Origin of the sequence: Burkholderia sp. MSh2 (assembly GCF_000731655.1) — a bacterium.
GTDB classification, from domain to species: domain Bacteria; phylum Pseudomonadota; class Gammaproteobacteria; order Burkholderiales; family Burkholderiaceae; genus Burkholderia; species Burkholderia paludis.
In genome coordinates this window covers 150,456-173,661 of sequence record NZ_JPGM01000029.1, presented here as the reverse complement: position 1 = coordinate 173,661, position 23,206 = coordinate 150,456, and the positions used below count along the sequence as shown (strand labels likewise).

Annotated in this window: 25 protein-coding genes; 8 read left to right on the top strand and 17 right to left on the bottom strand. The window is 63.1% G+C overall.

What is annotated here, in order from left to right:
• Positions 1-9 precede the first annotated feature (9 nt).
• The 10 genes from GQ57_RS19525 to GQ57_RS19490 form a co-directional block, all read right to left on the bottom strand.
• Positions 10-354 (bottom strand): hypothetical protein, encoded by a 345-nt coding sequence (locus GQ57_RS19525; protein ID WP_034198766.1) that lies wholly within the window; start codon positions 352-354, stop codon positions 10-12.
• A 148-nt stretch (positions 355-502) separates the two neighbouring features.
• Positions 503-1,519 carry a helix-turn-helix domain-containing protein gene (locus GQ57_RS19520; protein ID WP_034198765.1) on the bottom strand — a complete coding sequence of 339 codons (1,017 nt, stop codon included), beginning with the start codon at positions 1,517-1,519 and terminating at the stop codon, positions 503-505.
• A 763-nt stretch (positions 1,520-2,282) separates the two neighbouring features.
• On the bottom strand, positions 2,283-2,720 hold the full coding sequence (locus GQ57_RS44385) for a DUF4189 domain-containing protein (protein WP_081896716.1): 438 nt from the start codon (positions 2,718-2,720) through the stop codon (positions 2,283-2,285).
• Between the two features lie 263 nt (positions 2,721-2,983).
• Complete coding sequence (locus GQ57_RS41895; RefSeq protein WP_152603304.1) at positions 2,984-3,526, bottom strand: hypothetical protein; 543 nt, start codon at positions 3,524-3,526, stop codon at positions 2,984-2,986.
• Positions 3,527-3,944: 418 nt separating this feature from the next.
• Complete coding sequence (locus GQ57_RS19515) at positions 3,945-4,496, bottom strand: hypothetical protein (RefSeq protein ID WP_152603303.1); 552 nt, start codon at positions 4,494-4,496, stop codon at positions 3,945-3,947.
• 146 nt (positions 4,497-4,642) lie between these two features.
• Positions 4,643-5,707: a helix-turn-helix domain-containing protein gene (locus GQ57_RS19510; protein ID WP_034198763.1), complete on the bottom strand. Its 1,065-nt coding sequence runs from the start codon at positions 5,705-5,707 to the stop codon at positions 4,643-4,645.
• Between the two features lie 122 nt (positions 5,708-5,829).
• A complete protein-coding gene (locus GQ57_RS19505; protein WP_052001394.1) occupies positions 5,830-6,105 on the bottom strand; it encodes a hypothetical protein in 276 nt (91 codons plus the stop codon).
• 123 nt (positions 6,106-6,228) lie between these two features.
• The gene (locus tag GQ57_RS19500) at positions 6,229-6,660 is read right to left on the bottom strand and encodes a hypothetical protein (RefSeq protein WP_031398802.1); all 432 of its coding nucleotides are present in this window, start codon (positions 6,658-6,660) and stop codon (positions 6,229-6,231) included.
• 140 nt (positions 6,661-6,800) lie between these two features.
• On the bottom strand, positions 6,801-7,118 hold the full coding sequence (locus tag GQ57_RS19495; RefSeq protein WP_034198762.1) for a hypothetical protein: 318 nt from the start codon (positions 7,116-7,118) through the stop codon (positions 6,801-6,803).
• Between the two features lie 447 nt (positions 7,119-7,565).
• Positions 7,566-8,711: a helix-turn-helix transcriptional regulator gene (locus GQ57_RS19490; RefSeq protein ID WP_034198761.1), complete on the bottom strand. Its 1,146-nt coding sequence runs from the start codon at positions 8,709-8,711 to the stop codon at positions 7,566-7,568.
• Positions 8,712-9,274: 563 nt separating this feature from the next.
• Here GQ57_RS19490 and GQ57_RS44380 point away from each other — a divergent pair.
• Together GQ57_RS44380 and GQ57_RS19485 are read left to right on the top strand one after the other, a co-directional pair.
• Complete coding sequence (locus GQ57_RS44380; protein WP_081896715.1) at positions 9,275-9,493, top strand: DUF4189 domain-containing protein; 219 nt, start codon at positions 9,275-9,277, stop codon at positions 9,491-9,493.
• Positions 9,494-9,597: 104 nt separating this feature from the next.
• A complete protein-coding gene (locus tag GQ57_RS19485) occupies positions 9,598-10,581 on the top strand; it encodes a helix-turn-helix domain-containing protein (protein WP_081896714.1) in 984 nt (327 codons plus the stop codon).
• Between the two features lie 254 nt (positions 10,582-10,835).
• Here GQ57_RS19485 and GQ57_RS19480 read toward each other — a convergent pair whose 3' ends face one another.
• From GQ57_RS19480 to GQ57_RS19470, 3 genes are all read right to left on the bottom strand, one after another.
• Positions 10,836-11,756, bottom strand: a complete 921-nt coding sequence (locus tag GQ57_RS19480; RefSeq protein WP_031398798.1) for a proline dehydrogenase family protein — start codon at positions 11,754-11,756, stop codon at positions 10,836-10,838.
• Positions 11,757-12,146: 390 nt separating this feature from the next.
• Complete coding sequence (locus tag GQ57_RS19475) at positions 12,147-12,815, bottom strand: alpha/beta fold hydrolase (RefSeq protein WP_235212688.1); 669 nt, start codon at positions 12,813-12,815, stop codon at positions 12,147-12,149.
• A 317-nt stretch (positions 12,816-13,132) separates the two neighbouring features.
• Positions 13,133-13,537: a hypothetical protein gene (locus GQ57_RS19470; RefSeq protein WP_034198760.1), complete on the bottom strand. Its 405-nt coding sequence runs from the start codon at positions 13,535-13,537 to the stop codon at positions 13,133-13,135.
• Position 13,538: 1 nt separating this feature from the next.
• Between GQ57_RS19470 and GQ57_RS19465 the strand changes: the two genes are divergently transcribed.
• Positions 13,539-13,763, top strand: coding sequence for a hypothetical protein (locus tag GQ57_RS19465; RefSeq protein ID WP_034198759.1), 225 nt, complete (start codon positions 13,539-13,541; stop codon positions 13,761-13,763).
• Here GQ57_RS19465 and GQ57_RS19460 read toward each other — a convergent pair.
• Complete coding sequence (locus GQ57_RS19460; protein ID WP_235215095.1) at positions 13,747-14,913, bottom strand: LuxR family transcriptional regulator; 1,167 nt, start codon at positions 14,911-14,913, stop codon at positions 13,747-13,749. The genes GQ57_RS19465 and GQ57_RS19460 overlap by 17 nt on opposite strands.
• A gap of 592 nt (positions 14,914-15,505) precedes the next feature.
• On the opposite strand from GQ57_RS19460, the gene GQ57_RS19455 reads away from it, so the two are divergent.
• Together GQ57_RS19455 and GQ57_RS19450 are read left to right on the top strand one after the other, a co-directional pair.
• Positions 15,506-17,611 carry a carboxypeptidase-like regulatory domain-containing protein gene (locus tag GQ57_RS19455; protein ID WP_160257534.1) on the top strand — a complete coding sequence of 702 codons (2,106 nt, stop codon included), beginning with the start codon at positions 15,506-15,508 and terminating at the stop codon, positions 17,609-17,611.
• A 377-nt stretch (positions 17,612-17,988) separates the two neighbouring features.
• A complete protein-coding gene (locus GQ57_RS19450; protein ID WP_031398792.1) occupies positions 17,989-18,519 on the top strand; it encodes a hypothetical protein in 531 nt (176 codons plus the stop codon).
• A gap of 103 nt (positions 18,520-18,622) precedes the next feature.
• On the opposite strand, the gene GQ57_RS19445 is transcribed toward GQ57_RS19450, so the two are convergent.
• A complete protein-coding gene (locus GQ57_RS19445; RefSeq protein ID WP_034198788.1) occupies positions 18,623-19,135 on the bottom strand; it encodes an AAA family ATPase in 513 nt (170 codons plus the stop codon).
• Between the two features lie 85 nt (positions 19,136-19,220).
• The gene (locus GQ57_RS19440) at positions 19,221-19,610 is read right to left on the bottom strand and encodes a VOC family protein (RefSeq protein WP_031398790.1); all 390 of its coding nucleotides are present in this window, start codon (positions 19,608-19,610) and stop codon (positions 19,221-19,223) included.
• Positions 19,611-19,946: 336 nt separating this feature from the next.
• Between GQ57_RS19440 and GQ57_RS19435 the strand changes: the two genes are divergently transcribed.
• From GQ57_RS19435 to GQ57_RS19425, 3 genes are all read left to right on the top strand, one after another.
• Positions 19,947-20,579: a cysteine hydrolase family protein gene (locus GQ57_RS19435; RefSeq protein ID WP_034198757.1), complete on the top strand. Its 633-nt coding sequence runs from the start codon at positions 19,947-19,949 to the stop codon at positions 20,577-20,579.
• 59 nt (positions 20,580-20,638) lie between these two features.
• On the top strand, positions 20,639-20,980 hold the full coding sequence (locus GQ57_RS44275) for an aromatic-ring hydroxylase C-terminal domain-containing protein (RefSeq protein WP_425321991.1): 342 nt from the start codon (positions 20,639-20,641) through the stop codon (positions 20,978-20,980).
• 105 nt (positions 20,981-21,085) lie between these two features.
• The gene (locus GQ57_RS19425; RefSeq protein ID WP_031398787.1) at positions 21,086-22,015 is read left to right on the top strand and encodes a fatty acid desaturase family protein; all 930 of its coding nucleotides are present in this window, start codon (positions 21,086-21,088) and stop codon (positions 22,013-22,015) included.
• A gap of 54 nt (positions 22,016-22,069) precedes the next feature.
• On the opposite strand, the gene GQ57_RS19420 is transcribed toward GQ57_RS19425, so the two are convergent.
• Positions 22,070-23,197 carry an aromatic ring-hydroxylating oxygenase subunit alpha gene (locus GQ57_RS19420; RefSeq protein WP_235215094.1) on the bottom strand — a complete coding sequence of 376 codons (1,128 nt, stop codon included), beginning with the start codon at positions 23,195-23,197 and terminating at the stop codon, positions 22,070-22,072.
• Positions 23,198-23,206 lie beyond the last annotated feature (9 nt).

The following is a 23,206-nucleotide window of genomic DNA, read 5'->3' as shown; positions in this document are numbered from 1 at the left end:
CGATCGCTTTCAAGACCAGGGCAAACTCTCCGTTACGCTCAGGAAAAAGAAAACCGATAGTGCCGACAGCACCGCGACGAGACAGCCGAACGCAGAATTTCTTCTCCGCAACCTAAAAAACGCCACGACAAACAAGATCAGAAATACGACGAACCATATCGGCAAGAGTACGAACAGCAGCCCCGCACTGAGCACGAAGTGCCCCCCGCTCAACCTGGCCGGGTCGCCCAGCAGAAAAGTATCCGTTCCGACCGACGCCCATAGCGCCAGTTGACAACAGGCGATCAATGCAAGCGGAAAGTAGGCGACTTTTCCCGCGACGATCAGGAATCCGCCCTTTTTCTTGTCTTCCATTCCGAATCTCCTGGATCCGACTATTCGTTCTCGTTGTTCAACACCCTTGATGCGCAGGTGCGGCAACGGCCAGGTACGACTGCGTCGACCGTGCCGCCTGCAAGGTCCCGCCGCCGTGGTGTCGCGCGTGACAGCCTCTCGAGCGATCTCATCGCGCTGCCTTGAGCCATTGCACGAAGGTCGGGCCGTATTGCACCGGATCGGCATCGACGGCGCTCACGGCTGGCCGCTGAGCATGGTGAAAGCCCATGACTTCGCGTGGCATGCAACCAAACCTGGCGCGAAAGACCCGACTGAAATACTTTTCATCGGCGAACCCGTGCTGCCAGGCAATGTCGGAGATGCGCGCTTTCGGCATGTCCGGATTCATCAGCACGTCATGGGCGCGATCCAGTCGCTGCCGCTGAATCTGTCGCATGATGCCGCCATCGCCCCGAAAGAGTTGATAGAGTTTAGCCCGGGAGACGCCGATAGCCTCGCCGATTTTCCCGGGAGTCAGATCCGCGCGCGCCATGTTCGCGTCGATGTATTGCCTGGCGCGACGGAACGACGCGAGGTCGCCCGCCGACCAGCCGTCGTTCCGCGTATCGCCCGGGCGCATCAGCCCGGCACGCAGAAGATTGTCGGTAGCACGCATGACATGAGGAATGTCGCCGGCGCCCAGCTTTTCCATGTTGCGACGCAAGGTCAGCAGATGCTCCGCCAGAACCGCGCTCATCGCGGGATGGACGGCGACGCCGAGTCGATCCGGGCTCAACGAATGCAGCGTGTCGCGGCGAATCATCAATCCCACCACGTCGCCGGCGGTGGACATGCAGTCGAAAGGCCGGCTCATGTCGAAGAGGCAAAGGCGACCTTCGTCCGCCGGGCTAGCTGTCAACTGCAGCCTCAGATAAAAATGATCGACACCGTCCGCGCGAATCTTCCGCTGCGTCCGGATCGCCCGATACGACGCGGCGTGATCGCGGCGCAGCCACTGATGCCACAGGAGCACAAACGGTCCAAATCGCATCGCGCGGAATTCGGCGTCGAAAGGCATGATCGCATCGGCCGACAACTCGTAGTCGCAGGTCGAGATTGCCGCGGCCCATGCGTTGAATCGCCGGTTTTCCGGCGTATCGATCGTCGTGAATCGGTAGGTATCGGCGTCCGAACGGGAAGACATCGCAGGTCACCGATATTCCGCGCCGGCCCGAACCGTACGCATGTTGAAAAAGTCGTCCCTCGTCGATGCATCGCCGTCGCGCATGCCGGGCGGATGACAGCGAGAAGCCGTTACCGGCGACGCTACTGGTTTCATGAGGTTCCTTGATTTTCAATCGCGGGCGCCGACTTCCCGCTGCCTGCCCATATCCCGCCAAGTCGCTCGAAGCGTTCGACGGTTCCGATTGCGGCGCGACAATGAATTCGCGATTCTTTGCCCACTCGTTCCGGATCACGCGAACCGTGTGGCAATTGCCTTCTTCGTCGTGCGTGCACTCTGCGCCATGCATCGGCGAAAGGCACGCACAACGGGCCGGAAGATCGCCGGAAATGCTTTCCGGCATCAAATTCCGATACTTTTCATCGACGCTTTCCGCGCACCGGGAGGGCCCTGTCGGCCCGGCACCTGACTACCAATTTGCGAGGCCGGACAAACCTCGAGACGCATGGAGAACGCACCTGCGACGACCGGGAATCGTCGTTGCAGACAATGCGTCGTGCTCGTCAGGTTTCAGGTGGCCCGCCTCGGAATAGCCGGAATTGCCGGAATTGCACGGCATCGTCGCGCCTGTAGAACTGCGGGGATCGACACGCTGGGCGCGGGACGAGGTGCCTGCAAAGGCCGTCGCCACGACGCGAGGAAGAATCAAGGAACGCCCCGCATTGTCATGGCGTCTCGACAAGGAGCGGGGGGGCGGCTCCCCCTCGGCGCGGAGTCTGAAGAACTATTGAACGCGTTCCGGAAGACTGCAGCCCGAACAATAGACGTGGCAATCCGGATAGCCGTGAGCCGTGCATGCAGCCGTGCTCTTCTGTATCGCCTTATCCAATTCCTGATCGGAGTTGTTGGCAAAAAACTTTCCGCCGTCCCCTATGACCATGGACCCGCATCCGTTTCGGTAAACGGATTGAACAACACATGAGGCTCCATGCCGAGCATGGCACCTGGCCAATGCCGGGCGAGTGGCTTCACCCTGGCTGACCGCGTTCTCGACTGCCCCCAGACTGCCGCTGGGTCCATCGGTCGCCTGGGCACGCCAATGGTCATTCCAGCGAACCGCCGGGCCTTCGACTGGACCGGACACCTGGCCGCCCGGTCCGGAACCGCCCGAACCCGGAGCAGGTCCGCAATTCTGAATATCGCTGCCGCTGTACGGAATCATGCCTGATGGACAGCCTCCTTCGGCACGCGCGCCGGTGCTGAACGCCACCCCGATCCCCGCACCAGCAGCCAGCTCACGATGCGGATCTTCTTCATTACGCTCTCGAATTGATTGAACGCGAACAGGGACGCCGCACCGGAGTCATGGACACGGCAATTCGGGGGCACCGCCTCCGGTGCGGGCCGCCATGGCTTTGGGGATGGCTTCAGCTACCGTTGCTGCGGCGCGCCAATGCACCCCGATCCGGCTGCCGGGCAATCGGCTCAACACGGTACCTGCCCGACCCACCCGTTCCCGTTGACGATGCATGTCCGTGACGGCCCGGGCGGCGGAGACTCGCAACGTCCGCCTATGCAACCCGGGTCCGTTCGCCCCGCGAATGGCGAACCGGTATCTTGCCCGGCCATACCCGGATGCCTGGCAAACCAGGCATTCAGGAAGCGCTTGTCGACCTCGGCCTTCCGGGCTTCAAGCTCGTCCCATCGTCTTTTCCAGTCTCGCGCCCTGGTCTTGTCACCGGAAGCCAGAACGGATTTAACCTCCACCAGCAATTGCCGCTTTTCCTGATCGAATTGGATATCTTCCTTGGGAACAAGATCTTTCGCGACCGAATCCCGATCCCCTTCGGTGATCTTGTCCATCGCCGAGATCGCCGCATCTATCTGGGCAGGCGTCGAGACAGGCGCCTTCCCGTTGGCAGCTTGAGATTTCGCGGGTTGAGCCGCCCAGGGCTGCCCCGTTGCTACGCAGCCGGCAAGACCGGCCGCTGCAAGAATCAGCCCCATGGCCACGATCGAGGTACGCATCGAATTCCCCTGTGAAAATTATCGATTCCCATCCCGGTCATGCGACATACGCGGCGCATCGGGCGCGAGACGGGATGTCCTCTCGACCGGAAATTTATTACGCATTGCTTTCATTTCCACGCCCGACACGTGTGCTATTTCCTGAGCCTGAGCTATACCGACATTTTCCCGCGATCTTCAAGTCCTTGAAAAACGTCGGACCCGACACTCGCGATGCAGTCATCTACGGCTGAAATAGTTCTCGTCACCCAAGCCGCAACACCGGGCGCATCTGGACGATGCGCTCTTTCGGTATATCCGGGTCAGTCAACACATCATGAGCACCATTCAGCCACTGTCGCCGGATCTGCCGCAAGATGCCGCCATTGCCCTGAAAGAGTTGTTCCGGAGCGCTTGATCGCTCATGCGATCCGCGTGTTCAGCACGGCGCCTGCCCGACCCACCCGATCCCATTGACGGTACATGTCCGTGGTTCAGGCGGAGGGGGCGTCCACTGGCAATGTCCACCGATGCAGCCCGGGTCCGTGCGTCCGGCGAACGGCGAGCCGGTATCTTGCGAGGCCATACCCGGATGCCGCCTGAACCAGTCGTAGGTAAAGCGCTTTTCGGCCTGATTCCGTCGCGCCGCGAGCGCGTTGTATTTCGCTCGCCAATCGCCCGCCTTGTCCTTGTCACGCGAGATCACGATGGGCCTGGCTTCGATCAGCAATTGGCGCATTTCGCGATCGATCTCCAGGTCTTCCTTGGGAGCGAAATCCCGCGCAATCCTGTCACGGTCATCCGCGGTGATCTTGTCGATCGCTTCGATTGCCTTGTCTACTTCTTCTAGCGTCGGTGGCCCCTTGGCCGCGGCAGGCGCGGCGGGCTGAGTGAGCGCCGGTTGAGCCACCCAAGGCTGTCGCGGCGCAACACAGCCGGCAACGCCAACCCCTGCCAGAATCAGCCCGGCGGCCATGATCGATGTGCGCATCAATTTCCCCTGCGAAAAATATCGAGTTCCGTCTCTGTCATACGACCTGCGCAAGACAGCGAACGCGGAACCGTCAGTCTCCAGTCGTGCGACTTCCGTCCGGACGCACGTTACCGCTGCTTGCGCGTTCGCCACGCGCATCGTCGTCAGATCCCGAACGACACGGGCATGTCTCCATCGGCCTTGAGCCATTGAACAAACGTGGGACCGGATATGTCAATTACAGACGTGCGTGGTTGAAATTGCACGGCGTGTCGACGCGCCATGGCTTCCCGTGGCGTGCAACCGAACGTCGCCCGGAAAATCCGGCTGAAGTATTTTTCGTCAACGAAACCATGACGCCGGGCCACCTGAACAATACGCTCTTTCGGCAGATCCGGATCCGTCAGCACGTCATACGCACGAGACAGTCGCCGCCGCTGAATCTGGCGCATGATGCCGCCACTGCCCTGCAAAAGCTTGTATAGCCTGGAGCGGGAGATACCGATAGCGTCGCTGATCTTCTCGGGCGTCAAATCGGCCCGTGGCAGGTTCGCGTCAATGAATTGCCTTGCACGACGAATCAACGCGAAATCAACCTCGGAAAGGCCATCGGGCAGCACCTCGCCGGGTCGCGTCAACCCTGCACGCAGAAGCGTATTGGTGGCCCGCACGATGTACGGGATATCGCCAACGCCCAGCTTTGCCATGTTGCCTCGCAGGGTAAGCAAATGCTCGGTGAGAATGGCACCCATGGTCGGATTGACGATGTCGCCGCGTCGATTCGGATCCAGGTCCTGGAGCATATCGCGGCGAACCAGCAAGCCGATGGCATCGCCCGCCGTCACGACACAATCAAACGGCAGACTCATGTCACATACATAAAGCGCCCCACCCTCGGCATGAACCCGCCTGGATCCGAACTCGCCCACCGCGCTGCCCGTCAACTGACACATCACGTGAAAGTAATCGAGGCCATCGGCCACAATCTTCCGAGCGCTTCGCACGGCGCGGTAAGACACGGGATGCTCCGTTCGCACCCAGCGCTGCGATGTCAGCACGAAGGGCCCGAAACGCATCGCATGAAATTCGGCATCGAAAGGCACCGTTGCGTCGGTGGGCGAGTCGCAATCGCAGAGCGACAGCGCCGCAGCCCATGCGTCGAAGCGTTCGCTTTCCGGCACGCCCAGCGTGGTGAACCGATAGGTATCCAGCGGGAAATCCGCAACCATCGTGGATCACCGATACCGGAAGCCGGCGCCGACACGACGATCGCCCACGCAACGACGACAGGCACGACCGGCTCGTGCCGCCGATCTCTGTCTTGCCGGGCACATCGCATGCGTCGACTCGATCAATTCGCCGATAAGCATTCCCGGTCCCTGCCGATCGGGTAGGCGATCGGCGTCATGCCCGGCACGATGAAAACCGTGCAGCCGAAACGCCTTCCCTTGCCGGCGGTCGCGTCGTACCCGACGTTCCTTCCGCCCGACATCCCGGTCGGTCCATCCTGCGCGTTGCCAAGCATGACGTCGTCGGACGATCCCGACCCCAACGTCCGCGCCGTCGACTTCTTGACGCAAGCCATGTCGATCTGCGTGGATCCGCGCGCCGACAAGACGAGGGGCATTCCGTGTCGGCTGCAACGCCTTCCGCATGGTCATGTTCTATCAACTTCCCGACGTTTCATGCCCTCACACGCGCCGCAACACGCCAGCATGTCGCGGCGACCTCTCCATTACCCGGGTTCGTCTTACTGCACGTCGCCGAACCAGTCCTTGACCGTGCCGTTGCTGCTGTTGAATTCGAACTGCATCGTCTTGGCCTTGGTCGGCCCCGACGTTGCATCCACCATCTGTCCGGCGTTGGTCGCCTGGGCGAGAAGCCCCGCACCGGGGATGAAGCCCGCGGCCATGCCCGCCATCGACAGCAACCGGTTTCCCTGCCCCGGCATATGGACGTTGGAGTACACCCACATGTCCTTGCCCAGTTGAGGGAAGCTCTTTTTCTGGAAGGGGTCGCCGAACATCTGCGCGACGTCGCTTTCGGTGGTCTTGCCCGGAATGACATGGGCCTTGAGATAGGCGCTGTCGAATGGCGACGGACGACTGGCATCATCGCCCCCCATACCTGAACAGGCGGACATCCCGACACAGAGTCCGATACACACGATTTTGCGAAGCATGCTGAATTCCTGAAAGATAGGTGTTGCGACATGCGAACCGAAGAACGCGCCGTGCAAGCAAACAGCCGTTCGGACGATGAGGACCAGGCCGCCGCCCCCAAGGGCGTAGCAGCCAGCCTCACGTACTCGGGGTGGCGGACTCACGATCCGGGGGTAAGGAAGCTCGTCTGCACCTCACTGACCGTCACCCCCTGCTCCATGACGTCAAGGACATACAGCAGCGCGAGATTGCCGGCCGAGTTGCCTGCCAGGGCTGCCGCAAACGCGCCCTGCGGATCTTTGCCGAACAGCGTCGGTGTGCTCCAGGCATTGTTCACGTAGCGACTCGCAAAGATATGCGTCGAACCCGGTGTGCCCACATCGCTCCACGCCACCGTGGCATTCCCGGCATCGTCGAGGGCAAGTTGCGGCGGATGGTTTTCGCCGAGGTCCGGTTTCGTCGACAGCGCCTGCGCCATGCCCCCGCCCGAAGACGACGGCCCCGAAGGCGACGAGGCGGAACCGCTCCCCGTCGAAGCATCATCGCCGCCACACGCAGTGAGCGCGAGACAGGTAGCCATCACCATCCATGCAATGGGTTTCATAAGCGTCCCTTTTTTATTCAATCTCCAGCCGGCGCGGCCGTGCTCTCCAGACTTGCAAGCATGCTGTATCGCGTGCCTGGATCATCCATCGCGGCGCCTCGCTCAACCGCCTGGAATCGACAGACGCCGAACACTCACCACATTGCATGGTCACCTCGACATCTAATCAGTATTCCTGCATTAAATTTCCGGTCATCACTCGACATGATTCTTCGCGTCTCGCCATCGTCGTCCGAATCCCATCGGCGATGTATGGAGCGAGGCAGCCGCGCTCCCGTTTTCAGGCACGAGATTACCGACGACGGGGATACTTGTCGCCTCTCATTTGGGAGAGATTTCCTCTTCCGGCGGTCGAAACAACGCCACACTTCGCGCCACGAGCACTGCCACTTCAGCCTGTCGATTCGTGCCGGTCTTGAACAGGATTCGCTTCAGATGGGATCGGACCGTGCCCATGCCAATACCCTTGCGTCGGGCAATCTCATCCAGCGAAAGCCCCGTCCCGAGGTCGGCGGCAATGGCTGCTTCGGTCGGGGTAAAGCCGAACAACTCTCGCAAATGGCACACGCTCGCTGTCGGATATTCCGGGTCGCGCAGCAAAACGAGCGCCAGCGGTGTGGCCGTCCTGATCAGGCCGCTCGGCCTCAACGGACTGACGCTCAGCGTCAGGGGCAAACGACCGGTGCGTGGAACCTTCAACGTCCGGCCCAGCGGTTTCGCCCGGCCGGACGCCGTCGACACCGAGGACCGGATCAACTGCACAAGCCGCTCGTGCAACGCACTATCGTCAAGGCGTACGCGTCCTGCCAGACCATGAATTGCCTGGCTCGCGCGAAGCAGATACTCCGCCATCGCGTTCGCGTACAGCACATGACACGATTGATTCGTGACCAGCACGCCCGTATCGACGCGGTTCAGCGCTTCCAGCGCGGCTTCGTGCCGGACGGTGGACAAGCGTTGGCTCAACTGGAAAGCGCGCTGGAGATGCGGAAGGAGAAACGCTGCCCTCCGGCGGTCCCTGGCGCCGAAGTGGCGCGCCGATTTCGGGCGGTGAATACCCAGCACGCCAAGCGCACCGTCACCGACCGGAAACAGCGTGCCGACGACATGATGGATGTCGAGTTCACACAGCCACTCCTGATAGAAACCGCTTTCGCGCTGCTCGCGCGGCGTGACGAGATCGCGATCCGTAAAGATGGTCTCAACGCTGCGCGCCACCGCGCGATTGACCCAAAGATCGTTCTGGTGCCAGTGGTTTGCCCAATCCAGGCGTGCCGGTGGTATCTGCAGATTATCGGTGCACTCGAGCAATTGCACGCTCGCACCGTCATGGAGCTTCAGAACGGCACTATTCGCGTTGAACGTCGCTGCGATCGTCGAGGCCATCCCTACCCATTGACTACCGTCAAGCGAGGCGTCGTAAAGCCGGCCGACCAGGGCGGACAGACCGTTATCGAGGAATGTCATACCCGCTTCCCCATTCCGTGGGTTTCCGGTCCGCTGGGCCGGGCAACGCAATCGCCGGCAAAAGCGACATGCCGTCATGCCCACCGCAAGCTGGACCTTTCATTGTCAAATAACGCGCGACAGGTTAATGCTTGCCACGCTTTTCAAAACATTTCCCATACAGGAGATACCGCTGCCGACACTCCAAGGCACCAGGCCTCTAATTTTAAAATACCCGAATTCGAATTCATTTAATCTCGCCACTTCATTCCATCTAAAATCCACGCTTTTTATTCATGCTCCGACGTATGCCGCGACCGTGCTCGCGGACCGCCAGCGCGGGAAAAGGCGCCAGGGAGTCGATTTTAGACGCAGAGATGACGCCGGAAGTATCTTAATCCATACTGTTTCAATTGAAGGTAGCGTAGCGTCTACACTTGGTGGACACGCGTTTTAATAAACACGAATTAGCTACTGAACGATAAATTTTTTACGTACCCACTGACGATTGACGCCCGGGCGGTCATGATTTTTACAACACAGAAAGGTAAACCTTTCAGCGACGGGTCACGACTTGGGGAGCAATCGCATCGCCCGTCGTGCCCAACGCCGTGTCGGGCACATCAACCAATCAGTCATCCGAAAGTAACGCCGTACAGTTTGCTGTGCCGGATTGCCGCGACGGGTGTGGGGCCGACTGCAAAGTCGAACTAACTTATTGCAATCATCGTGCCGCCATGGTTTTCGCTTTCTTCACCAGGCATGCTATCTTGGCAAGACCCTGCTGGCGCCTCGTCGGATGACCACCGGCCTGCGGCGCCGGCAGTATCGCTACCGCGGATGAACTGACTGGCCGCACGATGCCGCGCGAGCATGTTGGCTTGTCTGCCAACGATCTTGACTTCCTATGCCAAGCGACCCATCGCGTCCGCATGTCGAACGATTTTCGACGTCCGATGCCCCGCCTGACGAGCAATTCGAAGCATGGGCGGTGGAAGTGCCGTTCTTCGATTTTTCTCCGGACGGAAGCGCACGTGCTGCGTTCGACCTGCACTGCCAGCATGTCTCGTTCGGACCGTTCGTCCTCGAAAATCGCGTCTGGAAAGGAAAAGGCGGGCCGGCTGCGGCAAGCTTCGGCGCCGCTCGAACCCCGCGCCATGTCCGTGCGGACTATCACGACTATTACTGCTTCAACCTGCAAGTCAGCGGATCGCTCAGCCTTCGCACCCGATCCGTCTCGCAGATCAAGCGGGCCGCCGACGTGTACCTGCTCGACTACGGACGACCGTTCGAGTACATCGCCACCAGCGGCCACGAGATTTCCCTCGCGGTGCCGCGCTCACTGCTACCTCCGAAGGTAGAGCGGCTACACGGGTATTCGCTATCCCAAGGGTCGGTCGCCCTGCTACGGGACCACCTGCTTTCGCTTCGCGAAAACCTGCCCGGACTGAGCGCGGCCGAGCTTCCCTACATTGCCGATGCAACGACGCAACTGCTTCTGGCCTGCGTGCAGAATGCGTCCGACGGGCTCCCGGAATCCCCTCACGTCGTCGACGAACTGCTTGCCCGGCGCATACGTCACTACATCGACATGCATTTGCTCGAGGCCGACCTGACGCCCGATCGTATCTGCCGGGAAGCGGGAATATCACGTGCCAAGCTGTATCAGCTCTTCACCCCTTCCGGCGGCGTCATGCGCGAGATCCGTCAGCGTCGGCTCCATCTGGCTCATCAGGTGCTGTCGAGCGGCCAGCGGAGCAGCGAGAAAATCCGGACTATCGCACGACGCTTCGGCTTCATCGACGAGAAATACTTCAGCCGGATTTTCAAGACACGATACGGCTACGCCCCTAGCGAAGCGTTCGACCAGACACGGCAAGATCGGCGATAGCCGGGGCGCGACGCTTGTCGGTCGAAGAGCGCTCAACGTGCCACCGAGCGCAGGGTCGACAAAGTGAACAGGGCCGGTTTGCGGAATGCGGTCGACAAGCGCCGCTCCTCCTCGGCGACGGCGAACGCGTCATGGCGCCGCTCGCGGCATAGACCACCGTCCGACACGGAAGCACCTCGCAAACGCACCCGATAATCACAAGACCGGGACCAACCATCTGGTTGGCCCCAATCTGCGGATGGACGCTGCAGGTGTCAGCGCGCCCGATCGTTACGTATCGCCGCCCTCAGGACATATCCGGCGATCCGCGGATTCTCCTTGATTCGCCGGATGCTGTAGCCATACCAGTCGCGACCGTACGGCACATAGACACGCACATTGAATCCTTCGGCAAGCAGCGCATCGCGCGCCGGCTCGCATACGCCCAGCAACATCTGGAATTCGAACCGGGACCGGTCGATCCGCTCGCGTTTCAGCCAGGTGGTCAGCATATCGATCAATTGCGCATCGTGGGTCGCGATACCCACGAACGATCCCGCCTGTATCGCACTCGATACGTGTCGGGCGAAGTGCGCATTGATTGCCGCGCGATCCCTCGATGCACCGTCGACGAGATGCTCGTCTGCTTCCGCATAGATGCCCTTGCAGATGCGCATGCGGCTCTTGCGCGCCAGCAGTGGAACGATATCGTCGTGTGTGCGCGTCAAGTACGCTTGCAGTGCGATTCCGATTGCATATTCGTCGGCTTCGAGCTTCGCGAACGCATCGAGCGTTTTCCGGGTGCAACCGATGTCTTCCATGTCGATGCATGCACCGAGCCCGTGTTCTGCCGCCGATCGCAGTATCGCCGCGACTCTCGCCATACAGGCGTCTTCGTCGAGATGCAGCCCCAGCGCAGTCAATTTGATCGACAGCTCGGCCGGTTCATTTGCCATGCCGAGCGTCTCGACGAGATCGAGATAGTCGCGGGTCATCGACTCCGCCTGATCGGACGATATCGCACTCTCGCCCAGCACATCGACGGTTGTCCGGAAGCCGGCTGCGTGGAGCGCCTGGACGCGCGCAAGCGCATCGCGAAGCGTCTCGCCGGCGATATATCGACGGGAAATCCTGCGGATCAGCGAACGGGGAACGAGCGGGATGGCGCGAGCCGCCATCGCGTTGAGAATACGCATGTTGTGGTCTCTTGAAAAACGCAGTCGCACGAATCCGAATGAGGTCAGTCGATTCGAGCGACATCGCCGGACTGCCATTCCAAGCAGATCCGGAACGAATGCCAGGGCGGATGCAGCCATTGCATCGCCAGTGGCGTTCAATGCGTTTTCGAGGGAGGCCAGGCAGCTGCGTACATTGTGCGAGGAGAGTCTTTTGCGGTTCGCTACGGGTGAGTGACTGCCTGCTTCGGTATGTCAGTCAGGCTTCGCGGATCGTAGCACGAGCCAATGAACGGCGGTCGTGAGCCGATGCGGAATGTGTCCGGCTCGTGACCGTGAACAGCCGGCGGCAGATTCAACCGCTCGATGTCTTGAAGCGATCGGTCCTCGCTCGACGTCTTGAGCATTCGCTCATCCAGCTGCCAGGCCTTGGGCCGGGCTGCCGATCACTTGCTCGACCAGCCAGCGCCGGGCAATGTCCGTGCATCGCGCTGGCCGCTCAAGCGTCGGAAAGTGTCCGCACCCCTCCAGCAACTCGAATCGCGCATGCGGCATGAGCCTGGCGACACGCCGACCGACTTCCGCCGGAACGAAGCGATCCGCTGCTCCCCAGATGAGAAGCGTTGGAGTCGTGCTCGTTGCCAGCGTCGACCAATGGTCCGAGCGGGTCGATGTCGCATCGGATTGTCGTGCAAACATCTCGGCCCCGGCATCACGAGCCATCTGAACGAACGCGGCTCTCGAGCCGACGTCGTCAGGGGGAATCGCGTTCTCGGCGAATTCCGCGAGCACTTGCTCATGCTCTCCTGTCCGGATCCTTCGGCTGGTGGCGCGAGCGACATCCGGGTACGGATGGACTCCCGGCTGACAGTTCATCAACCAGAGCCCACGCACGCGTTCGGGCGCGCGCGCGAAGACTTCCATCGCGACACTGCCCCCGTAGGCCGTGCCTGCGATGATGAACGGCCCGTCGATGGAAGCCAGCAGCCTCTCGGCACTTTCGGCGAGCGTGGGACAGGCCAGTATCCGAACTGACGGTGCGACCAGATCGCTCAACCCTTCGAGTTGATCGGCGTACATGCGTCCGTCGCATGGCATTGCAGGCAAAAAGACGAGCGGTAAAGGCATTGCACCTTGTGAGGATAGGTGGCGGGCTTCGGAAGCGATTTCGCAACCTCGCACAGCAAGGCGGCGACGTCCTGCGGATTGTCGAGAATTTCAACCGGATCGTCGACTGACCACTATCGGCTGCGGATTCACCCCGTCGATGCGACAAGCTTCAAGCTGCGCGGAGGCCGGGGGGCTGCAGACGGACCTGCCCTACAGCCAGTCAATTGCACCCAAACCGGTCGCTGGATCTGGCAAACCGAATCCGGGCAAGGCTCCCGGTTGCAGCGTCAGTCAAAATCGATCCTCAATGCGCTCTCTTCCCCATATTGCAGCTTCAAATCGACCAGGACCGCCTTTGAGAGCGCGGTTGCCAACGCGACCTTCAATTCCGCCGTAACGCCATTGAGATGAAAAGAAAATTCCCATCCCGGCGACACATCGATCCACGACACGAATAGGTCATCATCGCCGGACCGCCAAAACTGCACGTTCTTCACCACGCCTGCCGGTGCCTCGTCAACGATCCCGGCTCGGGATACCGCGCTCTGCTGGCCGTCGTCGCTCCAGTGTGTGACCCGTCCGCTGTCAGGATTGGCGAGCAGAAATCCAAGAGACTGAAGCAGCGTCTCGACAAAGCAAAAAGCATCCGGGAATGAACCCTTCAGCACCAGGATCAAGATTGGTTTCGCCATCGTGCTTGCCGCCCCGGGTGTCGGCCCGCGGCCGCTGTCGTTCGTGAAAGTGCGGCCGATTGTCGAAGATTTCGACGACGATGTCGAACGCCACGCTCGGCCGATTCCGGCCGGCGAAACGGTGAAGCGGCAAAGTCAGGCGCGACTCGTCTATCGCAACACAACAGGCGAACACCCGGGCAGCGACACACAAGCCAACCGCCAGGCAGTCACTCGCTCGTACTGAGCGCCGACATCGACTCTTCCACTGGCGACTTCCTGGGGCCCGACGCGGACATGTCGATCTCGGCAAACAGTATCGCGATGTCCGTGATGCGCCGCGTGCCGGTCTTCTGAAGGATCGATTTGATCTGACTGCGGACGGTACTGATTTGCACGCCTTTCCGTACCGCATATTCGCCCGGCGTCAGCCCCGCGGCGATCGCTGCTGCAACAGCCATTTCGGCGCCCGACAGGGCAAATGACCGCGCGGCCGACGACGGCCATTCCGTCTTGCGGAACGGCCGGCGCAAGAGAACCATTGCCAGCGGCTGCGGCGAACCGAGGCCGGTCGCCACCTGCGGTTTCAGCGGCACGACACTGACCTCGATGACCAGCCCGTCGCGCTCCTGGCGCACGTAAAGCGCGGTGGCGTCCGTCTCGGGCACCGTCAGGCAGGCGCGCCGGACCCTGTGCGCCAGTTGTTGCGCAAGCCCGAGCCCGTCGAGGGTCAGGCGATTCATCTGAACATTCACCGCGGTGGACTCGCGCAGCACGGCTTCCGCTGCGCGATTGAGATAGCGGACATTGAGTTCCGCGTCGACAACGATGGCGGCGCGAGGAAGCGCGTCGAGCGCGGCACTGGTCATCAGTGCTTGATCCGCCGTACTGGCGGCCAGGTTTCGCACGCGAAAGACATTGGGCAAGTGGCTCAGCACCCGTTGAAGCTCGCCGACAGTCGTCTCGTCGTAAGGGCGATGGCCCACCGGACGATGGACCGCAAGGATCAGGCGCTGATCGCCCTCCAGGAGCGTGCCGCCGCAGGAATAGCGAAGCCCCTCGCGCACGTAGAAGTCCTGGTAGTACTCGCTGCGCTGGACCGCGCTGTCGGGTACATAGCGATGCATCGGATACATTCTTCCGCCCGGCTTGGCGAGCAGCACGCCGCGCGCCAGATCGAGACTGTGGTAATGCTCCGCATAAGCCTGCGCCCAGTTCGAGCCGTATCCCGTGAAGCGATATTCCAGAAAGCTTCCCGAAAGCGCGTCGTGCACAAAACAGTTCGCAGCCCGTGCATCGGCCAGCGCAGTCAATGCGTCGAGGGCTGAATCCCATTGGTTCGGATCGACCGCGGCGGTGTAAAGCGCTGCTATCGCCTCATCTGCTGTACGTTTCATTGCCGTGGCTTCCCCGCCGCCTGTCGTATAGCCAACCCGCTGTCGCCTCGCCTGGGCATCGAGCCCGACGATTTTCCCCAATATTGTGGATGCTTCACTTATAGCGTCAAGCTAATCTTGCTCGTGAAACCGTACCGGGCGGTTAACGCGGTGCAGCGGCAACCGGAAGTCGGCAAACCGCCATCGCTTCAAGCTCGAGGAAAACACACAGGCAGCTTACGAAATGATTTTGTAATAGCCGGGAATGTGGAGCACTTTCGTTCGGTTGACTGACTGATCGTTTCCGATGGACGTCAGTCCAGAAACGTCGATAAGAAATACTAACCATACAGGCAACCTGATCGAGCGGCGACGACTCCGAACGGCATGGGCGAGCCCGCTGCAATCGCAACGTATGGCCAGGGATCGCGAAACGCCGGACCGAACACGGCAGCGGGCCTGGCAAGGAGAGTTGAAACATCGAACACGCACGTTCACGGGGCCACGATTTTTTGTCGCTTGCCCGATCGCTTCGACCGACGTGCCGAGAGTCGCGAAGCATTTCCTAAACTCGGTTGCTCGTGTGTCTGCCGGGATCGACGCAGGCTATCGAGTGGTTTTCTTTGAATTGACCACCAGGGGAATCAGCATGGAATTTGCTCATATCACGCCGAGCCGGGGACGCCTCACAGTGCTCGCGTCGGCCGCATTGTGGCTTGCCGCATGCGGTGGAGGGACCGACAGCGGACCGCAAGGCGGCTCCGCGCTGGCTGCTCCGCCGGCGATCCAGGGAACGGTCGCGAGCGGCAACCCCGTCGCGAATGCCGTGGTCACCGCCACCGATGTCAACGGCAAGACCGCCACCGCCACCGCGGACACGAACGGCAATTTCACGCTGGTCACGAGTGCGCTCACCGCACCGGTTGCGCTGGTGGCCACCGATCCGTCCGCCCAGGTCAGCCCGATGGTGTCGGTACTGGCGAGCTTGCCGACAGCCGGCCAGACCGCCACCTCGAACGTCACCACGCTCACCACGGCACTGAGTGCCCTGCTGACGTCCGACGGCAACCCGCTGGATTTCGTCACGCCCGGCGCCGCGACGACACTGAACGCGGTAACGGGCGCGAGCGTGACCGCGGCCACCGGTACGCTCGACACCTATCTGTCCAATCTGCTGGCGGCAACGGGCCTGCCTGCGAACTTCGATCCGGTCGGCACCCCCTTCACCGCGAATCACTCGGGCGCGGATGCGCTGATCGACATGGTCAGTGTCGTGCCGGAAGGCGCGGTAACCTACCTGGTCTACAAGACACCGACCAGCGCAGCGTCGCAGAAGGCGGCTTACCTCACGCTGAACAATACGTCGACGGCGGCCAACGTACCGGTCGCGCCGACGGTCAGCTCGGGCACGGTCGCGGCGCTCGTGTCGTTGCAGACCTACCTCGGCACGCTCCCTGCCGCACTGCAATCGTGCGGCGCGGCAGGCGGAACCGGCGCGGCATGCAGCGGCCTGATCGACGCGAGTTACCTGGAGAATGGTTTCACGAACATCACGCAGTACAACACCGACCTCAGCTCGTCCAGCCTGAACCTCAACGGCTCGGTACCGGTTGTCGTCTCCGTCAACAGTGCGGGAACCAGCGCATTGATCGGTATTCCTTATGGATTATCGAGCGCATCCGGGAGTAACGGGCAATACACGCTCTATACGACCGTACAGCAGACGCCGTCGGGAACCTGGGACATCATCGGCAATCAGCTTCCCTACAACCTGTCGGTGTCGACGCGGACCACTTACCGGAATTTCCTCGATACCTATACCGACCCGGCAACCGGCAACCCCGATGTCCCGTTCTTCGATGCGGGCGTGAATCTGTCGGTCGGGAGTCTGGGTACGGGGCATTCGGGTGCCAATATCAGTTTCGTCAATGTCACGGGGCCCGGCTTGCCCGGCGGAACGACCTGCAATCCGGCCGCGACGTCGGCATCGAGCCCGTGCGGCCTGTGGCTCGCGAAAGACAGCAGCGGCGACATGAATCTGCTGAGCACGGCGCCGTCTGCCGCGCTGACCCGTCCGCCCACCTCCGGCATCAGCGGAACGAGCGAGTACCGCTGGTCGTGGGCGCCTTCGTCATATACGCCGCCCGCGTCGGTGGGATACTGGATCTCCGGCGGCACGCCGATCAATCTGTCGACCCTCCCGCCGCAGGCGGTCTACCAGTTCACCCTGTACAACTCGAGCGGCACGTCACTCGGCACCTACAGCGTGACCAATCCCAACAGCTTCGCGGATGCCACGCTCGGCCAGAACGCCTACAACGCGGGGTATTTCCCGGTGCTCGGCAGCGACGTCACGGCGACTTTCCTGACGGCAACGGGATCGTTGGCCGGCCAGCAAACCTCGATGTCCGTGGACTTCACGCCGCCGCCCGCGAATTCGCCGCTGACCACCACCGGCGTCTTCATCCAGTCCCGTGACAACAACAATTGCGATGTCGAATCGTCGAACGTTCCCGTCTTGCCGGGCGTCACGTCGGCCACCGTGGCCGCGCCGGCCGCGAAATGCGGGAATGGCACCGCCATGGCGTTCTGGGCGATCAATAGCACGGCCGATCCCGCGTTCCGTATCGTTCAACTCAAAAGCAAGAACGCATCCGGGGTTCTGTTCTATCTGAATCAAACGGTGCGCAGCAGCAGTAGCGCGAAAAGCGCCTCCTGACGCCCGGGCGCCATCGGAGCGCGCCTGCCCGGGCGGCGTACGGTCGCGGCGTGCGGGACCGTGCGCCACGGGCGTAACGCGTTCGGCGCGAGCGTTGCATCGCAGCGTATCGTGTCGAGGCCGCCCGGCGCAAGCCGGGCGGCACGGCCGCGGCCGATCCCGAACGTCGAAGGCAGCATGACGTTCGCCCGGCCGGGCCGTCTCGACGGCATCGCGAAGGAACCGCCTGCGGGTTTATATTTCAGACGGACAGGCGCGCTGACGCTGGAATCGCAACCGGCCGGTTCGAGACGTCGATGTGCCGATATCGCCCCACGCCGGCATGCTCGATGCGAAAATCGCCCGTCGACGGCTCTCGCCGATTACCCGTTGCGTCCATGGACAACCCGACGATGCCCCCGAATCTCCTCACCCTGACGCACGGCGTTCAAGCCGGCGTCCAGATCCGTCCGCGCTGGCCGGCGCGGCACGTCCACGTGGATACACACGTCCTGGGCAAGCTGCAGGCAATCCAGACCGAATTGCCCGCACAGATCGACCTGATCCTGACACGTGGCTACGAGCCCCGCGCATCCGGCCTCGGTTTTGCCCGTCGCCAGTTTCGCGCGCTGGGCATCGGCACGTTCCGCCTGCTCTACCCTGCCCGGCGCGGCGAACTGGACGATATTTTCGGCAGCAACGGACACGATGTCGACGGAACGCACATCGACGTGTCGTTCAGCGTGAACGGTCGTCGCATCCGGATGCTGCCGCTCGGCGTATTCACGCCGCCCGGCTGGCAGCAGCGCCGCGTGCGGCGCTGCGCGTCGGCCCTGGCGCAGATCCAGGCCGCGCTGACGCGACACGGATTCCGGATTCACCGCAACGCCACGGAAAGCCTGCAGATTCATTGCGATCTCGTGCGTTAGCCGGGATTCGCCGTCGCCCCGCAGTTCGCCGCGCCGACGGCTTGCCTCCTCAACCGCCCGCCGGCGCCCCTTCGGTCCTCGATGGCTCGGGCGCTCGGCAGCTTCACGCCCCGGCCGGGCGATGAGAATCGAAGACGGTTGCCGATGCCAGCTCGAGCGCCGTCGGATCTTCGAATTGCTTTTCCATGAAGTCGAACATCGCCGGCGAGACTTCAAACGAAAACGTTTCGCCTTGCTCCGCATTCCGGGTCAACACACGATCGCGACGAATGTCATGCGGTGCGGTGACATAGTGCAGCGCGCTCGAAATACCGGCATTCTCGGCGCGTTCGACAAACGCCGAACGATTTCGCACCTTCATGAAGCCGAGATCCAGTACGACGTTCCCGCCATTTTTCGCGATCTGTTCGGCCGTGCGCCAGATTTGACTCTCGCAACGCTGCACGCGCGCCATGATCCAGTTCAGGTCGACCGGATCCGGAAGATCGGGGCCGTACAGCTGCGCCATCCATTCGTCGATCGAGAAGCGCGTTGCGCCGGTGGATGTTGCAAGCGTGCGCGCGTACGTGGACTTGCCTGCACCCTGCGCCCCAAAAACGATATGTACCGCTGCCATGAATCCGCCTTCCTCCGGGTAGAGCGCCAACCTGGCGCATTGTTATTGTTTCGGGTGAGAACCGGGCGGCAAGCGCCCCGCGCGATCATTCGTCGGCTTGCGCAAAATTCAACTCGACGCGATGGCCCACCGGATCGCTGAAGAATATCTGCACCTGCCCCGTGAGCGCAACGTGCTTGCGCGTGAATGCCACGTTGGCCCCGGTCAGATGGCGCGCCATTGCGTCGGCATCCGTGCAGGAAAACGCGACGTGATCGAACGTATTGGTGACGTGAGACGGGCGAGACTCGTCCGGCCGCGTTTCCGACAGATGCAGCACGGCCTGCGTGCCCGCATACAACCAATATCCGAAGCTCTTGACCGGCGGGCGAAACCCTTGCCGCAGGCCGACGATGTCGACGTAGAAATCGCGGAGCGCGTCGAGTGTCGACCGGTCCGCCCGCAGATTGTAGTGATTGAATCCGGTAACCGGCATGGCGCGTAGCTCGCATGGATACAACGTGACAGGGGCGCACGGCCTGCCGGCGTTGCTGCGCCGCACGCGATCCGCGCGAAAGCGGCAGCCCGACAGCGGCGCATCTCGGGCCGGCCATCGAAGCCGGCATCGCACCGGCCCGGCCGACCGGTAGTCGACGAAACGACCGCCAGTATATGGCCGGCAGGCGGCAACGGAGCACCGGCGTGACGATTGCCGGCCCGCAGCACGACACGATACAACGCGCCTACGAAAAACGCCTCGGCGGCCGGCACGATTTTCCGGTACAAATCGGGAACGCTGACATTCCCCGCGGACCATCGGAGACCTTCGTTCATGGCTCGGCCAAACGCCCCGGATATCGCAACGGCAACCCGCACGAACACCGACGACCACCCCTCGCCGGTTCCCGCCATCGTGCCGTCGAGCACCGCGCTGCTCGTCATGCACTACCAGACCGACATCCTCGAGCTCTTTCCGTCGGTCGCGCCCGGGCTGCTCGCCGATACGCGCCGGCTCTGCGACGCGGCGCGCGCCGGCGGCATCGGCGTCTGGTTCGCGAATCTCCGGTTCAGCCCCGGCTATCCGGAAATCAGCCCGCGCAACAAGAACGGCCAGGGCATCAGGCAGCTCGGCCGCTTCGTCGACGACGGCCCGTGCCCGGAGCTGGGCCGGCGGGAAGATGAGCCGCTGATCGTCGCGCATCGCGCCAGCGTGTTCTTCGGCACCGGCCTCGAAGCGCGGCTGGTCGAGCAAGGCATCGATTCGCTGATCATGGTCGGCATCGCATCGACCGGCGTGATGCTGTCGTCGATCGCCCACGCAAGCGACGCGGACTTCCGCCTGTACACGGTCAAGGACTGCTGCTACGACCCGGACCCGGTGGTTCACGAGCACCTGTTCTCCACCGCGTTCGAATCGCGCACGACGGTGCTGTCGCTCGCGGACGCGTTGCGGCTGCTCGCCTGAGCGCAAGCCCGGACCCGGGCGCGGCGCGCCGACGGCGCGACCTACTTCGCCGAACGCGTGTGCGGCGTATCCGTTGCGTACGCGCCCGGCGGCCACCCGCTCGTGGGCCGCAGCGCGCCGGACTTCGCGCTGGCCACGGAACGCGGCTCGGCGAACGCCTCAGGCACGGCAAGGGCGTGCTGCTGGATTTCGATGCGGGCCGGCCGCTGCAGGCGCTGGCGAGCCGCTGGCGCGACCGGGTCGCGTACGTCGCGAGCGACGCGCAGGACCGGCTCGGATTGCGCGCCGTGCTCGTGCGGCCCGACGGTTTCGTCGCCTGGGCCCGCGAAGACGGTGCGAACCTCGACGACGCGGCCCGCGCGGCAACGCGCTGGTCCGGCGCGCCCTGCGCCGGAAACTGACCGCCGCGGCGCATGCACGATGGCCGACCGCGGCCCGAAACCGGTGTATATTGCCGACCGACAAGCCTGCATGCGCGCCGCCCACGGCACGCCCGACACCACCGAATGCCGACCCCATCCGCCCTGCCGACACCTGCCGAACTGAACCGCACGCTGCCGTTCACGGCCGGCGCTCGGCCGTGGCGGCTCGTCCGCTACGCGTGCGTCGACTGGCTCGGCATCCTGCTGTGCTGGGCCGCGATCCGCTTCGTGCCGAACCCGTTCGTCTACGCGGCGGCCGTGCTGCTGATCGCCGGCCGGCTGCAGGCGTTCGGCGTGATCCTGCACGACGCCTGCCACCTGCCGATGCGGCGCATGACGCTGCCGCTCGCACTCGTCGAGGCGCTCGCCGGCTGGACGATCGGATCGTCGATCGCCGCGATGCGCTATCACCATCTGCGTCATCATCGCGCGGTCGGCACCGCCGAGGATCCGTACCTGCACCGGCTCGCCGCGCGCGGCGGCTGGGTGCGGCGCGCGATGATGCTGCGCGGCGCGCTGCTGCCGGTCTGGTGGCCGCTGCGCGCGCTGATGGCGCCGCTCGCGCTCGCGTGGCCCGCGTTCCGGCCGTGGTACGCGCGCGGCTTCATGCAGGACCGCTCGCGCCAGGACCTGCGCCGTCATCCGGAAGTCATTGCATGCGCACGCGCCGACCTGCCGCATTGCGCGGGCTATCTGCTCGCGATCGCGGCCGTCGTGCACTGGGATCTGCCGTTCTTCACCTACTACGGGCTGCCGTGGATCGTTGGCGGCATCATGAACGCGAACCGCGTGCTGCTCGAACACGATCACGTGGAGATCGACGAGCGCGCGCCGGAATCGATCTGGCGGATGACGCGCACGATGACGTTCGGCTGGATCGGCAAGCTCGTGCTGTATCCGCGCAACATCGGCTATCACCAGGTCCATCACGCGTATCCGGCGCTCGCGCTCGAGCATCTGCCGGCCGTGCATCGTCACCTGACCGAAGGCCGGGCATCCGGGCCCGCACGCTAGGGCCCGTTCACGCCCTCGCCGGCCGCCCTCGCCGCGCGGCCCCGCGCGGCGCGCCTACAGTTCGAACCGCATCACCTTCTCGCCGCACTGTTCGGCCGGCAGCGGCTCGTCGCGCCTGACCGCGTCGAGCAGCCGGTCGATCGCGACGTGCACGATGTCGGCGCGCACGTTGTGCGCACGAAAGCCCGGCGCGTTGTCGAGGCCCTGCCGGTGCGCGCGCATGATCCGCACGTCCTGCTGGATCACGAGGTGCGTGTACAGGTTCAGCAGCGGCCGCAGCGCGCGCAGCACCCCGCGCGGCAACCTGAAGCGATAGGCGATGTACGTATAGACGCGCGAGCGGCGCGCATCGATCGGCGTGATCTGGCTGACGATCAGGAAACCCGAGCGCTCGCCCCACAGATAGTCGCAGCGCGTCACGTTCGGCGCGATGAAGCGGTCGACGTGCGAGAGCGGCACGCGATCGGGGTTCGTGAGCCAGTCGAGGCAGAAGCCGATCTTGTCGTCGCCGTCGTGATACGTGACGGCGACGCTGTCCGGCGTCGCCGCGACCGTCGCTTCCATCGCCTGGCCGCGGCTGCTGCGGAAAATCCCGTCGTGCACGAACACCGTATGCGGCACGTCCATGAAGTTCTGCGCGAGCATCGCGATGTCGCCGTCGAACGTGTTGACCATGTAGTACGACTGCCATGGCGCGACGTCGCGGAACGGCATCCGGAAGATCGCGCGCGCCGACGGGTCGCCGGCGCCGGGATACACCCACACCAGCCCGTCGGCCACCTGCACGGGCAGCGCGCGCTGCCGGAACGGGTAGCGGCCGGGCGTGTCCGTCGGCCGCGTGCCGTCGATGCTCGGCACGTGGACGACCTGCCCCGCGCCGTCGTAGCGCCAGCCGTGATAGGGGCACACGAGCGTGTCGCGGTCGACCTTGCCGGCCGACAGGCGCGTGCCGCGATGCACGCACTGGTCGATCAGCGCGGCGATCCGGCCGTCGCGCTGCCGGAACAGCACGATGCCGGTATCGAGAATCCGCACGCCGAGCGGCTTGTCGCGCGGAAGTTCGCGTTCGGTGCACGCGACGAACCATTGCTCGCGCAGGCCGTCGGCCGGCGGCGCGGGTTCGTGCGCATCCGCCGCGTCGCGCGCCGGGCACTCGCGCCCGCATCCCTGTGGTTCGATCATGTCGTTCAT

Excerpts from the sequence above, each read along its gene's own strand:
- GQ57_RS19525 (WP_034198766.1), bottom strand. The coding sequence starts at position 354 with ATGGAAGACAAGAAAAAGGGCGGATTCCTGATCGTCGCGGGAAAAGTC.
- GQ57_RS19520 (WP_034198765.1), bottom strand. The coding sequence starts at position 1,519 with ATGTCTTCCCGTTCGGACGCCGATACCTACCGATTCACGACGATCGAT.
- GQ57_RS44385 (WP_081896716.1), bottom strand. The coding sequence starts at position 2,720 with ATGATTCCGTACAGCGGCAGCGATATTCAGAATTGCGGACCTGCTCCG.
- GQ57_RS41895 (WP_152603304.1), bottom strand. The coding sequence starts at position 3,526 with ATGCGTACCTCGATCGTGGCCATGGGGCTGATTCTTGCAGCGGCCGGT.
- GQ57_RS19515 (WP_152603303.1), bottom strand. The coding sequence starts at position 4,496 with ATGCGCACATCGATCATGGCCGCCGGGCTGATTCTGGCAGGGGTTGGC.
- GQ57_RS19510 (WP_034198763.1), bottom strand. The coding sequence starts at position 5,707 with ATGGTTGCGGATTTCCCGCTGGATACCTATCGGTTCACCACGCTGGGC.
- GQ57_RS19505 (WP_052001394.1), bottom strand. The coding sequence starts at position 6,105 with ATGCCCCTCGTCTTGTCGGCGCGCGGATCCACGCAGATCGACATGGCT.
- GQ57_RS19500 (WP_031398802.1), bottom strand. The coding sequence starts at position 6,660 with ATGCTTCGCAAAATCGTGTGTATCGGACTCTGTGTCGGGATGTCCGCC.
- GQ57_RS19495 (WP_034198762.1), bottom strand. The coding sequence starts at position 7,118 with ATGGCGCAGGCGCTGTCGACGAAACCGGACCTCGGCGAAAACCATCCG.
- GQ57_RS19490 (WP_034198761.1), bottom strand. The coding sequence starts at position 8,711 with ATGACATTCCTCGATAACGGTCTGTCCGCCCTGGTCGGCCGGCTTTAC.
- GQ57_RS19485 (WP_081896714.1), top strand. The coding sequence starts at position 9,598 with ATGCCAAGCGACCCATCGCGTCCGCATGTCGAACGATTTTCGACGTCC.
- GQ57_RS19480 (WP_031398798.1), bottom strand. The coding sequence starts at position 11,756 with ATGCGTATTCTCAACGCGATGGCGGCTCGCGCCATCCCGCTCGTTCCC.
- GQ57_RS19475 (WP_235212688.1), bottom strand. The coding sequence starts at position 12,815 with ATGTACGCCGATCAACTCGAAGGGTTGAGCGATCTGGTCGCACCGTCA.
- GQ57_RS19470 (WP_034198760.1), bottom strand. The coding sequence starts at position 13,537 with ATGGCGAAACCAATCTTGATCCTGGTGCTGAAGGGTTCATTCCCGGAT.
- GQ57_RS19460 (WP_235215095.1), bottom strand. The coding sequence starts at position 14,913 with ATGAAACGTACAGCAGATGAGGCGATAGCAGCGCTTTACACCGCCGCG.
- GQ57_RS19450 (WP_031398792.1), top strand. The coding sequence starts at position 17,989 with ATGGACAACCCGACGATGCCCCCGAATCTCCTCACCCTGACGCACGGC.
- GQ57_RS19445 (WP_034198788.1), bottom strand. The coding sequence starts at position 19,135 with ATGGCAGCGGTACATATCGTTTTTGGGGCGCAGGGTGCAGGCAAGTCC.
- GQ57_RS19440 (WP_031398790.1), bottom strand. The coding sequence starts at position 19,610 with ATGCCGGTTACCGGATTCAATCACTACAATCTGCGGGCGGACCGGTCG.
- GQ57_RS19435 (WP_034198757.1), top strand. The coding sequence starts at position 19,947 with ATGGCTCGGCCAAACGCCCCGGATATCGCAACGGCAACCCGCACGAAC.
- GQ57_RS19425 (WP_031398787.1), top strand. The coding sequence starts at position 21,086 with ATGCCGACCCCATCCGCCCTGCCGACACCTGCCGAACTGAACCGCACG.
- GQ57_RS19420 (WP_235215094.1), bottom strand. The coding sequence starts at position 23,197 with ATGATCGAACCACAGGGATGCGGGCGCGAGTGCCCGGCGCGCGACGCG.